The organism is Steroidobacter flavus, from assembly GCF_042651805.1.
GTDB classification, from domain to species: domain Bacteria; phylum Pseudomonadota; class Gammaproteobacteria; order Steroidobacterales; family Steroidobacteraceae; genus Steroidobacter; species Steroidobacter flavus.
This window is the reverse complement of sequence record NZ_JBHSDU010000001.1, coordinates 533,452-548,273: the sequence shown is the minus strand read 5'-3', so window position 1 is coordinate 548,273 and position 14,822 is coordinate 533,452. Positions and strand designations below refer to the sequence as shown.

The following is a 14,822-nucleotide window of genomic DNA, read 5'->3' as shown; positions in this document are numbered from 1 at the left end:
TAATGTGAGCAGGGTTCTGTGGACACTGTTGTGTTATCTGGCGGTCGTCTCGTGTAGCGAGAACGATTCGCCAGATCACGCGACTGCTGAATCGCGGGCGGTGACGTTCCCGTTGGAAGTGCTTGGGGCGCCGGGCAAGGAAGTCGCGCTGATCGTTAAGCTCGATGCAGCGACGTTGAGCAGTACGTCGACCGTCGCTGTGGCCTTGACGTTGCACAACATCGTGCAGACAGAGAGCGCGGATCTCGCGATCAACGGCGGACCGCCCATCGATCTCAGCAGCGCCGATGGACCGTTCAATCATCCCGATGGACGCGTCACAACTGCGACCGTGCCGATCGATCGCGCGCAGCTGGTTGCCGGCAACAATCGCTTCGTCTTTCGTTACAAGCGGCAGGTTGTCGATGATGGGTCGGCGATCTCTGGGTATCGCGTGCTGAAGGTCGCGATCAATGTCGGAGATCGCACGATACAAGTCGAAGCTCCGGCAGAGGATCCGCAGCTCTGGCGGCCGATGCGCGAGGATGCCCAGTCGCTGGAACGCGGTCGGTTCTTCTTCAGCGACGTGAGTCGTGACGACGGGCCGGCGTGTACGCGATGTCATGCTGACTCGGGCGCGGATCTGCAGTATTACGCGTTCTCGAACAACAGCATCGTCGAGCGGGCGATGTTTCATCGATTCACGCGCGAAGAGGCGGAGGACATAGCGAGCTATATCCGTTCGCTCAATGTCGTGAGCGCGGGACGGCCTTATCAGGCTCCGTTTCAACCGGGCGCCGACAACGTCGGCGCGGCGGGCGCCAGCATCAATACCGTGCTCACGGACGACGCGGCGTTTGCAAAGTCGGTTGTGAGTTACGCGCCTTGGGAATCGGCGGGCGCCGTGGATACGTTTCTTCTTCCCACATCGGTGCAAGCGCCGACGTGGCTCCGTTGGTTGCCGCGAACGTTGGACCCAACTTGGTTCACGCGCAACGATGGAGTACTCGCGAAGGCGGAGCAGGCGCTTGCGAGCGAACCATCAATCGAGAACGCGCGCACCTTCATGTCGGCGGCGATGCGAGTGGGGACGGATGTTCTCGTCACTACCGGCGATCATCACGCCCGCATCGATGTGTTGCGGTTCGCCGCCGTCAAACTTTGGGACTGGTCACGTCGCTCCGGATTCAACAGCCCGGATCATGGGTTGCCGGACGGCGGACCGGCTTATCCGTATGAAGTGGGCTTCGCATTCTTCGAAGCGGCCGCGGCGGGCAAGGCGGTTCAGGAAGCGATGGACCAAACGATGTCGTGGTGGTGGGCTCAGCTTGCTGCGAATCCGGGGCGGGGTTTGAGCAGCGGTCGTCGGCCGCTCAACTATCAGGACGTGCTGACGGCAGCATCGGGCGCGGGGCTCGGGCCGGAGCAGCTGCGCTTTCTCTATTTATATGGAAGCTGGGAAGAGTCGCGTGGGGAGTTGGCTACAGCGTGGGGAACGGAGCAGGGGCCGGTGCGATTGTTAGATGTGCCGCTGTCCACGCTGGCGTTCCCGGATCGGCTCGAAGTTGTGTTGCGTTTTCTGCGACGTGAGACGGAGTTTCTGAATAGCGGCGGTCAATTGACACAAGGACACCATCGCACGCTCGCGCAAGCGTGGAATCGCACTTGTGAGCAATTCACCGCCGATCAGCGGGCCACGGTGCGAGCCGCTGCACCGACCGACGTCTGGACGGATCTCGCCGGGTGCCCGTAATTTCCGCCTTCGCTCGGCCTAGTGCTTGGTCGCCGCCTTCTTCATGAATTCCTCGGCACGTCGGCGCATCTCATCCGGTGGCACATCCTCGACATGCGTGGCCACCGTCCATACATGACCGAACGGATCCTGCAGCGTCCCTGATCGATCGCCGTAGAACTGATCCTTGACGGGCTGCAGCTCTTTCGCGCCCGCCGCGATCGCCCGCTTGAATACATCATCGACCTTGTCGAGATACAACATCATGCTCACGCCGGTGCCGCCGATCGACTGCGGGCTGCGATGACCCATTTCCGGCATTTCGTCCGCCAGCATGATCTTCGAGTCGCCGACCGAGATCTCGGCATGACCGACTCTGCCGTCGGGACTTGCCATGCGCATGTCTTCAGTCGCGCCGAATGCTTTCTTGTAGAAGTCGATGGCCTTGCTCGCGCCCTTGATGATGAGGTACGGCGTGATCGAGTGATGACCTTGGGGAATGGGATTGACCATGATCGTCTCCTCCGGTGGTAGCGTCGGACATGACACCTGAAGACGGGATCTTCGGTCAATCGCGTTCGGGGCAGGCTTGGGGAAAACACCGACGAGGCCGACGATCCAATGACCCAAACGATCTAACTCGCGCACTTTCCGACTATCTCGGGGCACGAGACGACCTGTATCGTGCGTGGAATGAACAGCTCGGCCTTCATCGCCTGCGACGAGAGCGTCATTCGAGGCACGCGCGATGGCGCAACACCTTGCGCTGAACGCTCGAAACCGTGGGTGCTGGCTGCCACGATCGTCGGCTCTGCCATGGCGTTCATTGATACGTCGGTCGTCAACGTTGCGCTGCCTGCCATTCAAGCCGACCTCGCTGCGCCGGTGCGTGAAGCGCAGTGGGTGGTCAATGCTTACATGCTGATGCTGGGCGCGCTGCTGCTGGTCGGGGGCGCGGCGGGCGATCGATTTGGTCGACGGCGAATGTTTGTAATCGGTACCGTGGTGTTCGCAGTTGCATCTGTTGCTTGTGCCTGGGCGCCTAATGCGTCGGCTTTGATCGCGGCGAGGGCGATTCAAGGGATGGGCGGGGCGCTGCTGGTTCCTGGCAGCCTTGCAATCATCAGTGCCACATTTCCGGAGAACGAACGAGGGCGGGCCATCGGTACCTGGGCCGGGTCGTCGGCGCTCACGACGGCGTTGGGGCCGGTGATCGGTGGATGGCTGGTCGACACCTGGTCGTGGCGAATCATTTTTTTGATCAACGTGCCGATCGCGGCAGTTGCTGTCGTGCTCGCGATGTGGCATGTGCCGGAGAGTCGCGTTGAATCGCGCGACGTGGCGGTCGATTGGGTGGGTGGCGCGCTGGCGGTCGTCGGATTGGGCGCGCTTGCCTATGGATTGACGCTCGCGTCGGAAAGCGGCTGGCGCGGGGCGACTGTGCTCGGTTCCCTTGGAATCGCGGTCGTCATGCTGGGCTTGTTCGTGTGGCGTGAGACTCAGGCGCGTGCGCCCATGATGCCGCTCGAGCTGTTCCGGTCTCGAGACTTCAGTGGCGCGAATACGATTACGCTGCTGCTGTACTTCGCGTTAGGCGGCGCGATGTTCTTCATCCCGTTCAATCTGATTCGAATTCAAGGTTATTCCGCGGCGGCCGCGGGCGCGGCGTTCCTGCCTTTCAGTTTGATCATGGGCGTGCTGTCGCGCTGGTCGGGCGGGCTCATCGAACGATACGGCGCACGCACGTTGCTAACGATTGGGCCCGCCATCGTCGGCGTTGGATTTGTGTTGCTCGCGGTGCCCGGCATCGGCGGCTCGTACTGGACGACGTTCTTTCCATCGATGGTCGTGTTCGGGTTCGGGATGGCGGTGAGCGTCGCACCGTTGACAACGAGTGTGATGCGTGCGGTCGATGATCGTCACGCTGGCGTGGCGTCCGGCATCAACAATGCGACAGCGCGAATCGCGGGCATGCTCGCGGTTGCTGTGCTGGGAATGATTGCGGTCGCCTCGTTCGGCAACGCGCTGGACGAACGCCTGGCGAAGATGTCGCTATCGAGTGAAACGCGCGAGCTGGTGCGTGCGGAAGTCCCGAAGCTTGCTGAAGCCGCCGCGCCGCCGTCAGTCGATGGCGCGCAACGAACGGCGCTTCAACAAGCGTTCAAGGAGTCTTTCGTTCACAGCTTCCGGGTCGTGTCGCTGGTTGCAGCGGCGCTCGCTTTCGCGAGCGCCGTGTGCGGGTGGCTGACTATCGAACCCAATCGCCGTTCTAGAACTTGATCGTCGCGCCCAGTGTGTAGGTGCGGCCGATGTCGGTCTGGAACAGCGTGTCTTCGCGCGTGCTGTCGATGAACAACGTGTTGCGCTCTTCCGTGAGGTTCTGCGCTTCCAGGATCACCGTCAGATAGTCATTGAAGTTCCACGAGGCGGCGGCATCGAGATAGAAAGTTTCGCCGTTGCCTTGCAGATCGCTGCCGGCGGAAGCCGGAATGCCGCGAATGTATTTATCGCGGAAGGTGCCGGTGGTACGAACGCTGAAGGTGCCGTCGTCATAGAACAGCGTGCCGCTCGCGGAGTTCTTCGACAAACCGACCAGATCGGCCGTGGTCGACGAAGTGATCACGCCGCCGACGCTCGTCAGGATGTACTGGATCTTCGATTCGACGCGCGTGTAATTCGCGAGCACGCCGAAGTGGCTCCAGACGCCCGGCAGCATGTCGAGCTGCAGCTGCGCGTTCAGCTCGAAGCCTTTGAGCGGGCCGCCCTTGGTGTTCTCCAGTCGGCTGACGTTGAAGACCTCGCTGGGCAAGGTCGGCGTGCCGGCGAGCAGCGAGTCGGGCAGTCCGAGCTCGGTGTAGACGATCGGGCTGGTGATGCGCTGAATGTAAGTTTCGATGTCCTTGTAGAAGTACGCGGCCGACAGCAGCGAGCCCGGGCGGAAGTACCATTCGAGGGCCAGGTCCGCAGTCTTGGCGCGAATCGGATCGAGGAACGGATTGTTCACTGTGCCGGTGCGCGTGGTGGCGGTGATCGTCGCCGTCGGCGTCAGGTTGCCGAGCTCGGGACGGGACATCACCTTCGATGCGGAGAAGCGTGCCAACAGGTCGGGCGTCAGATCGACCACCACGTTCAGCGACGGCAAGGTGTCGCTGTACTCGCGATCCACCTGATTGCGCTGGCCGACGGCTTGGAACGGCGCGCCTGCAGGCGCGACGACAGGAATGTAGCCGACGGCGCTCTGATCCGTTTTCACATAGCGAACACCGATATCGCCGCGGAGTGGGAACCGCCAGTCCGTGCTGCTATCGAATTTCAACATGAAGTAGCCGCTGGTGACTTTCTCGAGAATCTGCGACTGGGCGGCACCGCACTCGACTTCGCAGAAATCCATGTCCGCGAAATTGAACACTTCACGCCACTTCTTGGAATCGATCGCCACCCAGCTGGCCGGCGCGCCGGAACCGAACGAGTCATTCAGACCGGTGATGCGACGAGTGATATCGGCAAGCGTCACGCCGTTGGGCAATGCCAGCGTCGCCGCTTGCGAAGGCACGAGGTTGGAATTGCGGCTGTGGAAATCGTTCTCGCGATATTGTCCGCCGAGCGTCAGGGCGAACTGATCGGTGGCCTGCCACTCGCCGGCCAGATCGAAGTTGGCGATCTGCGTCACGTTGCGCGACGGCTTGCCCTGCGTCGAGAAGCCACCGAGCACGGTCTGGTTGCCGTCCGGAGTCGGCGCGTACTGGAAGCTGTTCGGATCGTTCACGTCGATGCCGAAGCCGATCAGCGGTGTCTCGCGACCGCCGCGGAAGTCGAGTGTGAAGTTCTGGGCATCGATGTGATCCATGTAGGTTTGCAGACGCATCGGGCCGTCCCAGATGGAATTCGACCGGCCGGCCAGACCGCTGATCTTGAAGCTGTCGTTGAAGCGGTGCTCGAACGTCAGATTGACCTGTTCGAAGGTCGAGACGAATTGATCCACCAGACCTTCGGAGCGCACATCGACGCCGTCGAACACGGCATATTCCACCGAGCCGTTCTTATCGAAAGAGATGTCTTCGACGGCCACCATTGGCTGGCCATTGTTGGTGAGACTGCGGCCGAACGACAGACCGAGGATGTAGTTGTCACGACGCTCCACTTGATAGCGCGACAGCAAACCATCGAGGGCGATGTCGGTGTTTTCGTTGGGCTTCCACTGCAGGGTCAGCGTGCCGCCGGTGCGCTCCGTGTCCTGCTCGGAATTCACATAGCGAGGCAGGCGAGGCAGGAAGGCGCCGCTGCCCGGTGTGTTGGGCGCGTCCGCACGACGCATGTTGTAGACGGTGTTGAAAGCCGCCAGATTGCTGGAGCGAGCGGTGAAGGCGCTGCAGTCCGTTCCCGTGGCTCCGCGGCTGCCAGGCACCGGGCTCGCAGCGGTGGCCGTCCAGCCGAGCGGAGTGCAGTAGGGCAATATGATCGGAGCGGCAGCCGTGCCGAGGTTGTTGCCATTGGTGTTGGCCGAGAGCACGTCGACGGCCGAATAACCGACTTCGCGAATGTTTCGTTTCTGGAAGGCCGCGGAGGCCAATACACCGAAGGTGTTGTCGAAGAATTTTTGTGAGAACAACATCGACGCGCGGGGATCCACGTCCTCGCTGATCGTGTTGAACACGCCGCGTCCCGTCAGGCTGAACACTCGATCCTGTGCGAAATCGAAGGGGCGAGGCGCTTTCAGATCGACCGTCGCACCGAGCGAGCCTTCTTCGACGTCCGCCGACGGTGTCTTGCGAACCGCGAGCTGCGAGAAGATTTCGGTGGGGAAGACGTTGAAGTCGAAGCTGCGCCCGTTGTTACCTGCGCCGTAGATGTCGCTCGAGCCGGCTTGCGCGGCGGCTTCCATGCCGTTGACTCGTACGCGTGTAAAGAGTGGGCCGAGGCCGCGCACGGAAATGTTTCGGCCTTCGCCACCGTCGCCTCGGGACAGCGTCACACCGGGGATGCGCTGCATGGATTCGGCGAGGTTGCTGTCTGGGAATTTGCCGATGTCTTCCGCGGCGATGACATCGATCGAGCCGGTCTCCGCCCGCTTTTCGGCCAGCGCCGTGTTCAACGAGCCGCGGAAGCCGGTGACTACGATTTCCTCGAGCTGAGTGCCGTCTTGCTGAGGAGTCGGGCCGGTTTCGGCTGCGAACGCCGCCAGGGGGAGGACAAAGGAGCTGCTCAACAGGGCCGCAGAGACAGCGGCAGAAACGACGGATCGACCACGATTCGACATCGACATAGGTCCCCCAATCACATTCGTTATAAGAGCTGTTACCTCGGCTTGGGGGTAACCGGTTACCTCCGGCGCCCACATTTGTCCGAGTTAGGTGCCATCATGACAGCTCTTGATTGAAAGTGAAATATTTTGAAGCCAAATGATGGCTCGGCAGGACAGGCCGAGTCATTGAGGCAGCTGGGGCAGGCTGCCTAGGATTTTCCAGATGCTCGTAAATTCAGGGCTTTAGATCACCGCCTCGGCGCCGGCGACGGAGGTTCGGTGCATTCTGCGTCCAGAATCCACCGAGTATGGAACGACCCGATGCAAGGCGCCGGTGTTGTCCCAGATGACCAGATCGCCGACCTGCCAATGATGGCGATAGGTGAAGGCGGGCTGGGCGGTCCATTCCAGCAGCCGGGCCAGCAGCGCCCGGCCTTCAGCCTGTGACATACCTACGACCGAGTCGGCGGTATAACCGATCAACATGGTCTTGCGACCGGATTGTCTCTTCCACACGAGGGGATGCTCGTGCGACATGTTTCTTCTGACGGGATCGAGCGCGTCCGGCGTCGTCACCGCACGCACGGCTGCCGTGACGCTATGAATGACTCGCAGGCCCTCGAGATCTTTCTTATCTTCTTCGGGCAAGGCTTCGTAGGCGGCATAGCTGCTGGCGAATTCGGTCTGGCCGCCTTTCGGCGCAACGGTGCGCGCACTCAGCACGCTCGCCTTCGGCGGAATGATCGGTGAAGTCAGTCCATCCATGTGCCAGAAATACGTGCCGAGCACATACTCGGGCTCGGTGTTGATCTTCGGATCGAGCGTGATGGTGTAAACATCCTGCGCGCTTTTGTTTCCTCCCGGCACGCGCGATGTGAAGTTCACCCTTGCACCGAGCTTGTCGGTGAAAGCGAGTTGTTCCGCGTCGTTCAAGCCGATGCGCGGGAAAACCAGCACACCGCGCTCTTCGAGCAATTCCAGACAGCGTCGCGCGATCTCGTCGTCCCGAAGCGCGTCCTTCTCCACATGAACCGCGGTGCCAATGGCAGGGCTGATGTCTTCGGTCTTCATGTCTTATCCGGTGAACTGCATGCGGGCAGAGCCCATTCAAGTCCTACCTTATGAAGACAGATGCGGGGCGTCTTGATAGCAGGCGACAGAAGAAAGACTCTAGATCTCAGCAAGCCGACGCACGGTGTCCGGGTATCGCTGAACCATGCGAATCAGCAGCGCAGCCTGAGCATTGGGTTTCGCCCGACCTTGTTCCCAGTTTTCGATGGTTCGTACGTTGGTGCGCAAATAGCCCGCGAACAATCCTCGGGAAAGATTCATGTCCTTGCGAAGCTTGGCAAGCTCGCGAGGCGTGATCTTCGGAGCGGGTTTGATTTTGACGGTATGCGTGCGCAAGGTTCGCTTCCCTGTACGCTGTTCGGCGAGCGCATCGAAGCCTTCCGTCAGTTCGGCGGACAGATCACGCTTCTTTTTCATACGTCTTCCTCATTCTCAGCTCGCCTTTAATGAGCTCCCTCAAAGCCGCTCGTTGCTTGGGAGTCAGATCGGACACCGCATCCTTGTTGTACAGCGTGAACAGCCAGAATTCAGGTCCGTCGCTCCAGTAGTAATAAATCACTCGCAGGCCGCCGCGTTTGCCCTTGGACCGTCGAGGATCTGCCCAACGTACTTTTCGAAGGCCTCCGGCTCCTTCGATCAGTTCGCCAGCTTCCGGCTTGGCCAGTAGCGCATCCTGCAGCTTCAGGAAGCCGTCCTCGTCCAGATAATTGGCGCGGTGTCGCTCAAATGCGGGCAACTCGACGAAAACTGCTTTCATGAAAGTATACGCAAATAACGTAGGCAGCGCATTCGGCGTTGCGCCGACAGGTCAATGGGGACGAGGGCTATGTTGATGGGCTCGCCAGGCGGTTTGATGCGCGTTAAGGACGCGGATGCATGCAGTAAAACTGCGTCCAGGAGCCGACTTTCGTGTTAGCGATCGATGGAAGTCGTTGCGGCTTGGCTAAGTCCTGCGGGCAGCAGAGTTGCGGCGCCGTGTTACGCTCAGCTCATCGAGAGTCACTGTCGCCGGAGTAGCCATGCGCGTTGCAATCGTCGGAGCGGGTGCGATTGGGACCTGGCTGGGCGTTCGACTGGCGAATGCCGGGCTGGATGTGAGTGTGCTGGCGAGAGGAGAGACGCTGGCGGCGGTGAGGGAGCAGGGGTTGAGGCTCGTCATCGGTGGCGCCACGCGCGTTGCGAGGGTGAATGCGAGCGATCGCGCGGCGGATCTGGGCAAGCAGGACGTGGTGGTGCTCGCGGTCAAAGGTCAGGCATTGGCGGGTGTGGCGGAGTCGGTTGCGGCTTTGCTGGGAGAGCAAACAACGATTCTGTCGGCGATGAACGGCGTTCCGTGGTGGTTCTTTCACGGGTTGCCTGTGACCTATGCGGGGACTTCGTTGCGCTCGGTCGATCCCGACGGGCGCGTGACGCGATTGATGCCGCCGGCGCGAGTGTTGGGCGGCGTGGTTCATGCGTCGTGCTCGGTGCAGACGCCCGGATGTTCCATACATAAGAGCGGCAACGGACTCATCATCGGCGAGCCGGGCGGCGGCACGTCCGCACGACTCGAAGCGGTCGTCGCTGCGCTTCGCGCGGCGGAGTTCGATGTGACCATCAGTCCGCAGATTCAAAAGGACATCTGGTACAAGCTCTGGGGCAACATGACCATGAACCCCATTTCCGCACTCACCGGGGCCACCTGCGATCTCATTCTGGACGATCCGCTCGTCAGCGGTTTCATCCTGCGAGTCATGGCGGAAGCCGCCGAGATCGGTTCGCGAATCGGCTGCCCCATCGCCGAGAGCGGCGAGGCCCGCATGACCGTCACTCGCAAGCTCGGCGCGTTCAAAACATCCATGCTGCAAGATGCGGAGGCCGGCCGCTCGCTCGAAATCGACGCGTTAGTGGCCGCGCCTTGCGAGATCGGCCGCCTGGTCGGTGTCGAGACGCCGAATATGGATGCGCTGCATGGATTGATTCGTTTGTTTGGGCGCCCGGAGAGGTCAAAGTGACGAACTGACGCGTTCCACGAACCAAGCCAGCCCGATCAGAACGAGAGCGCAGGACAGCGCCGAGCTCACGCTCAATCCCCAGCTTCGTTTGAACAGCCAGATTGTGATCGGCAAACAAACCGCCACGATGCTCAGCTGACCCAGCTCGACGCCGATGTTAAAGAACAAGAGCGTGCCGATGAGGTCATCGCCCAGGCCCATTTCCGTCAGGATGTAACTGAGTCCGATGCCGTGGATGAGGCCGAAGGCGAACGTGGTCATCCATCGGCGGCTGGGTTGCGAGCGAATGGTTGCGACTTGATCGGTGCCTGCCGCAAACCAGCGCGTGCGTAGCACGTTCTCGACGCCGATGGCGGCAACGGTGAGGGCGATCAGCGGCTCGGTGAGTGATGGAGGCAGCACGATGGCGTGAAACGAGGACAGCGCCAGAGTAATGGAGTGCGCGACCGTGAAGGCGGTGACGAGTCCGGCCAAGCGCGCCCAGCTGGCGGGCACGAGCAACAGGCCGATCACGAACAACAGATGGTCGGCGCCTTCGAGGATATGTTTCAGGCCGAGCGTGATGAAGCCCGGATCGGTGCGCCACAGGTCCTGCCACCAGGACGTGTCGTTCGACTCGGTGGTGTTGGCAAAGCCCGTCCACGAGTCTTTGCGGAGTTTGTTGTTCGGATCGACTTCGAAGAAAGCCGCCTGCAGGGGCTTGTTCCAGTCTTTCAGCAGCTGAGGAACCTGCAGCGACAGCTCCTTCTTGTCGAACGTGAAGCGCATGCGCAGCTGCTCGCCCGCCATGAAGACGCGCGTGAAGTTTTGCTCGCCACGCCACTGCTCGCCGAATAGCGAGTAACGAATCAGCAGCTCATCGAAACCTTGAGGACATTCGAAACGGAGCGTGAACTGATACGACTCGATCGTGCGTAACGCGCTCGCCTCGCGCTCGCGCAGAAAGCAGGGGCGACGTTTCGCAGAGATGCTCCAGCCCTGGATGACGGCGTCGAGATATTCGTCGGGCGCTCGCGGTGGCGCGCCTTCGACGCGAGGCTGCGACTCCAGCTCGAGCAGATTGTCGGCCGGCAGGGTATAGATGATTTTGACGCCGGGCTGCGCGATCTGAATGGAGGTATCGGTGAATCCACTCAGATGCGCCAGCGCCGCCGTCGCCTGCAGCAACAGCAGGATCAATAAGCAACAGCGGCTTCCCAGCCGCTGCGCACGACTCAACGGCAACGGCGCACGCGGAACAGTGCGAGCAACGCGCTACCGAACAACCAGCCCATCGCGGGCAGCGGCACCGGCGTCACGCTAACCAGCGTCTGCGCCAGAATCGGAGCTTCGCCGCCGAGGAAGATCAAGCCGAGGTTCGGATCGTCGAACGGGTTGCCGTTGATGGCGAGCGTGAAGTTGCCGGCGCTCAGCGCACTGAACGACAACTGGCCGAGCAGAATGTTGGCGCCCGAACCGTCATCGGAAATGCCAGGAAAGCTCGAGCCCGCGACATCGACGTCGAGGTACGGCGAATCATCGTCCCAACCCGCACCGACGTTGCTGGAGAGCAGGGACAGCACGCTGTTGTCGAAGCTCAGGTTGAACCCGAACGCGAGCAAGGTGTCGCCGACGAACTCGCCTTCGAACGCGTCCTGCAGGATCACGTCGATGCGGAACTCGTCGCCGACGTGGACGGTGCTCGACTGCGGCTGCAGAACGATGGAGGCCGCCTGGCTGTTCGTGGCGAACAACGTGGTCAAGGCCGCCATCGCGGCCCAGGTGAAATTCCGGAAGCTGTGCATGATTCGAGTCCTGTGATTCATTCGAGCGTGCCGGGCGAGGCCGGCACGCTTGTGTGGATTGTCCGCGAGCTGAGCTACGGATTCGTGTAGTACGAGTACCAGGCTTGGTAATCGAGCTGCGTAACGCACGCGTCGTTGTCGTAATCCGCGTCGCGGTTGTACGCCGGGTTGCCTTCGCACTTGCCCAGTGACGCGCGCAACAGGTTGCGGTCGTTGATATCCACGACGTTGTCACCGTTCAGATCGCCGGCAGCGCGAATCGTGAAGTTCACCCGCGGTGTGATCTCGGTGTAGCCGTCGTTGACCATGAACGTCGCGTAGTAATTGCCCCGCGCCAGGCCGGTGAAGCTCGTCTGGCCCGAGTTGCTCGGCGCGTAACGCCACGACACAGAAGGATTGCTGCTGCCCGGATTGCTGCCGGCGTGATAGATGCCGATCCAGTCGCGCGTGCCGCCCGGAGTGTTCGTCCAGTTCAAGACCACGGGCAGGCCCTGACGATAGCTGCTCCGATCCGCACGCAGCGTCGGTGTCGGCGTTGTGCCGTTGCCGACGCGGAACGCGACACGATTCGACACCTCGGTGTACGAGTCATTGATATAGAGCGCGAGGAAATAATCGCCCTCCGGCAGATCTTCGGTGAACGTCACGCTGCCCGAGGCGCGGCCGTCGACGTAGAGATAGTCGACCAGCACGTCGACGCCCGGTGTCGCACCGGCGCGGAAGATGCCGATGTAATCTTTCGGCGTGCCCGGGCCGTTCGCGAAGTTGACCGAGAAGTCCGCGTTTGGTGCCAGCACGGTGCTCGGCATCGACACGGTTGCGATCTGATCGCCGACCGAGAAGAACACACGCTCGGACGCTTCGAAATAAGCGTCGTTGAGGAAGAAGGCCGCGTAGTAGTAGCCCTTGCTCAGGCCATTGATCGTGGCCGTGCCCGACGCAGTTGGCGTGTACTGCCACTGCGTGGAGGTCTGAGTTCCCGGCACGTGACCGACGCGATAGACGCCGATCCAGTCGCTGGCATGGGCGGGCGCGCCCGTCCAAGCGATAGGCACTGACTCGCCGACCGCGTATTCGGTTCGCGGAATGGAAATGCCCACTTCATTGCCGACGTAGAAGCTGACGCGCGGCGCGATCTCAGTGAAGCTGTCGTTCGTGAAGAACGCCGCGAAATATTCCTGACCCGCCGGCAGATTCGCGAAGCTCACGCTGCCGTTCGGGCCAGTGACGTACTTGTACTGCGTCGAGGTGACATTGCCCGGCGTCTGGCCCTTGCGGTAGACACCAATCCAGTCACGCGCCAGGCCATAGCCATTGGCGTACGTCACCACGACCGGCTCGGTCGGCGCATAGATGGATTGCGTGATGCTGATCGAGGGTGTGCCGTTGTTGCTGCCGGTGACCGTGAACGCCTTGGCGTCCGACCAGGCGGACCACATCACATTGGCATCGCGATGACGCACGCGAACGAAGTAGTTGCCATTGGGCAGGCCGAAGGCGGGCACCGTCCAGTTCAAAATGTTCACGCCCTGGTTGCGGTCGACGGGCTCATACAGCGGCGCGCCGGTGTCGCCATAGATGTCTTCGAAGTCGCGAATACGATCGACGCTCAGGTTGCGGAACGCCGAGTCGGTGGCGATCTGGAACTGTGTGCTGTTCAGCGTTTCGCCGGTGCTGCTGTTGAAGGCGCTGCTGTTGAACGTGTACGGCAGCGTCACAGGCGCACCGATGGTGTTCTGAATCGTCGGACGGCTGGGCGCGACCTCGTCGAGCTTCTTTTCGAAGCGATCGATCAGGCGGCTGTTGTAGTTGAAGCCTTGCGTGCGATAGACGATGGGATGCGCTTCGGCATAGGTCTCGACCGTCATCGAACGGTTGGCGATGTCGATATCGACGATCTGCCAGGCCCAGTTCGCGATGGTCTTCTGCACGTCGTCGAAGTCTTCTTCGCGAGACTGACCCCAATACTGATCCCACGCCGTGCCGCCGGAGATCATGTGATACATCGGCCAGTCGCGGGTCTGGCCACGCGCATACAGATGGTGATGGCCGCCGACGTTGAGGATGTGCTTGCGTGACGTGGCGAGGATCGACATCCACGAGTTACGCAGTGTCTGCGAAATATCGCCGACGTACTGCTCGGCCTGATACGGATGGTGGATCAAGCTGATGACCCAATCGACCGTGCTGTCGCGCTCGGCCGCATTGACGACACTGCGCAGCCACGCTTCCTGGGCGGCATCGGTGTTCATGCTGTTGAGATGCACGAACAACACGCGGCCCACTTGATTCGCGTAGTAGCTTTCGTTGGCGGCGCCGGCGATGCCCTGATAGCGAATGCCTTCATACTTGAAGTGCGCTTGATAGAGGGCGAGGTCGCCGTCGTAGTAGAACTCGTGGTTGCCGACCGTCGTCATGATGGGCAGGTTCGCCGACACCGGAGCGGACATCTTGAAGTGCACCTGCTCGTACTGCTCGAGCGTGCCGACGTCGACCTGGTCGCCGACGTTGACGACCAGATTCAGCGCGGCCTCGATGGGCTGCGCGTACATGCTTTCCAGCTTCGTGCGCGCCGCTCGCACCAGCTTTTCATAGCGGTTGTCGGCGATGATCTGGTTGTCGCCCATCACCAGGATGCGCACATGGCCGGCTTGTTCGCCGATCACGGGCTGAGTGCGGAAGCGATTCACCTGCGAGGTGTTGGTGCCGGTCCGGACGCGGTAATAGTAGAACGTGTTGGGCTGCAGGCCGGTGAGTTGCGCCGAGTGGTACAGGTAGTTCGTGCCCAGCTGCTGGACCGAGCCGTTGACGACTTGCGTGAGCTGATCCGGAGCGGTGCCGAACTCGACGCGGGACTCGGTGCCCGCGGTGGTTTTCCACGAAACCCAGATCGAGTTCGCGGTCGGAGTTTGCAGGTAGGGACTAATCTGCTGAGCGTGGGCGCTCAAGGCGCACAGAAACAATCCCAGCAACATCGCGCAGGAGCGCAGGGACCGAAGCCAACCGGTAAGACGCATCTT

General features: G+C 61.3%; 11 protein-coding genes. 3 read left to right on the top strand and 8 right to left on the bottom strand.

What is annotated here, in order from left to right:
- Nucleotides 1-4: 4 nt before the first annotated feature.
- Nucleotides 5-1,732 (top strand): hypothetical protein, encoded by a 1,728-nt coding sequence (locus ACFPN2_RS02205; protein WP_380594526.1) that lies wholly within the window; start codon nt 5-7, stop codon nt 1,730-1,732.
- An 18-nt stretch (nt 1,733-1,750) separates the two neighbouring features.
- Here ACFPN2_RS02205 and ACFPN2_RS02200 read toward each other — a convergent pair whose 3' ends face one another.
- Nucleotides 1,751-2,227, bottom strand: a complete 477-nt coding sequence (locus ACFPN2_RS02200) for a VOC family protein (protein ID WP_380595288.1) — start codon at nt 2,225-2,227, stop codon at nt 1,751-1,753.
- A 177-nt stretch (nt 2,228-2,404) separates the two neighbouring features.
- Here ACFPN2_RS02200 and ACFPN2_RS02195 point away from each other — a divergent pair, with 177 nt between their 5' ends.
- Nucleotides 2,405-3,991, top strand: a complete 1,587-nt coding sequence (locus ACFPN2_RS02195; RefSeq protein ID WP_380594524.1) for an MFS transporter — start codon at nt 2,405-2,407, stop codon at nt 3,989-3,991.
- Here the strand turns inward: ACFPN2_RS02195 and ACFPN2_RS02190 are convergent.
- The 4 genes from ACFPN2_RS02190 to ACFPN2_RS02175 form a co-directional block, all read right to left on the bottom strand.
- On the bottom strand, nt 3,981-6,968 hold the full coding sequence (locus ACFPN2_RS02190) for a TonB-dependent receptor (protein ID WP_380594522.1): 2,988 nt from the start codon (nt 6,966-6,968) through the stop codon (nt 3,981-3,983). The two genes, ACFPN2_RS02195 and ACFPN2_RS02190, sit on opposite strands and share 11 nt — an antisense overlap.
- 228 nt (nt 6,969-7,196) lie before the next feature.
- A complete protein-coding gene (locus ACFPN2_RS02185; RefSeq protein WP_380594520.1) occupies nt 7,197-8,024 on the bottom strand; it encodes a TauD/TfdA dioxygenase family protein in 828 nt (275 codons plus the stop codon).
- A 99-nt stretch (nt 8,025-8,123) separates the two neighbouring features.
- Nucleotides 8,124-8,441 carry a helix-turn-helix domain-containing protein gene (locus tag ACFPN2_RS02180; RefSeq protein ID WP_380594518.1) on the bottom strand — a complete coding sequence of 106 codons (318 nt, stop codon included), beginning with the start codon at nt 8,439-8,441 and terminating at the stop codon, nt 8,124-8,126.
- Nucleotides 8,425-8,781 (bottom strand): toxin, encoded by a 357-nt coding sequence (locus ACFPN2_RS02175; RefSeq protein ID WP_380594516.1) that lies wholly within the window; start codon nt 8,779-8,781, stop codon nt 8,425-8,427. The genes ACFPN2_RS02180 and ACFPN2_RS02175 overlap by 17 nt, the downstream gene beginning before the upstream one ends.
- A gap of 262 nt (nt 8,782-9,043) precedes the next feature.
- Here ACFPN2_RS02175 and ACFPN2_RS02170 point away from each other — a divergent pair, with 262 nt between their 5' ends.
- Nucleotides 9,044-10,018 (top strand): 2-dehydropantoate 2-reductase, encoded by a 975-nt coding sequence (locus ACFPN2_RS02170; RefSeq protein WP_380594514.1) that lies wholly within the window; start codon nt 9,044-9,046, stop codon nt 10,016-10,018.
- On the opposite strand, the gene ACFPN2_RS02165 is transcribed toward ACFPN2_RS02170, so the two are convergent.
- The 3 genes from ACFPN2_RS02165 to ACFPN2_RS02155 all read right to left on the bottom strand — a co-directional run bounded on the left by ACFPN2_RS02165 (nt 10,010) and on the right by ACFPN2_RS02155 (nt 14,819).
- A complete protein-coding gene (locus ACFPN2_RS02165) occupies nt 10,010-11,197 on the bottom strand; it encodes a HupE/UreJ family protein (RefSeq protein WP_380594512.1) in 1,188 nt (395 codons plus the stop codon). The genes ACFPN2_RS02170 and ACFPN2_RS02165 overlap by 9 nt on opposite strands.
- A 35-nt stretch (nt 11,198-11,232) precedes the next feature.
- Nucleotides 11,233-11,802 (bottom strand): cohesin domain-containing protein, encoded by a 570-nt coding sequence (locus tag ACFPN2_RS02160; RefSeq protein WP_380594510.1) that lies wholly within the window; start codon nt 11,800-11,802, stop codon nt 11,233-11,235.
- 74 nt (nt 11,803-11,876) lie between these two features.
- A complete protein-coding gene (locus ACFPN2_RS02155; RefSeq protein WP_380594508.1) occupies nt 11,877-14,819 on the bottom strand; it encodes a fibronectin type III domain-containing protein in 2,943 nt (980 codons plus the stop codon).
- Nucleotides 14,820-14,822: the final 3 nt, after the last annotated feature.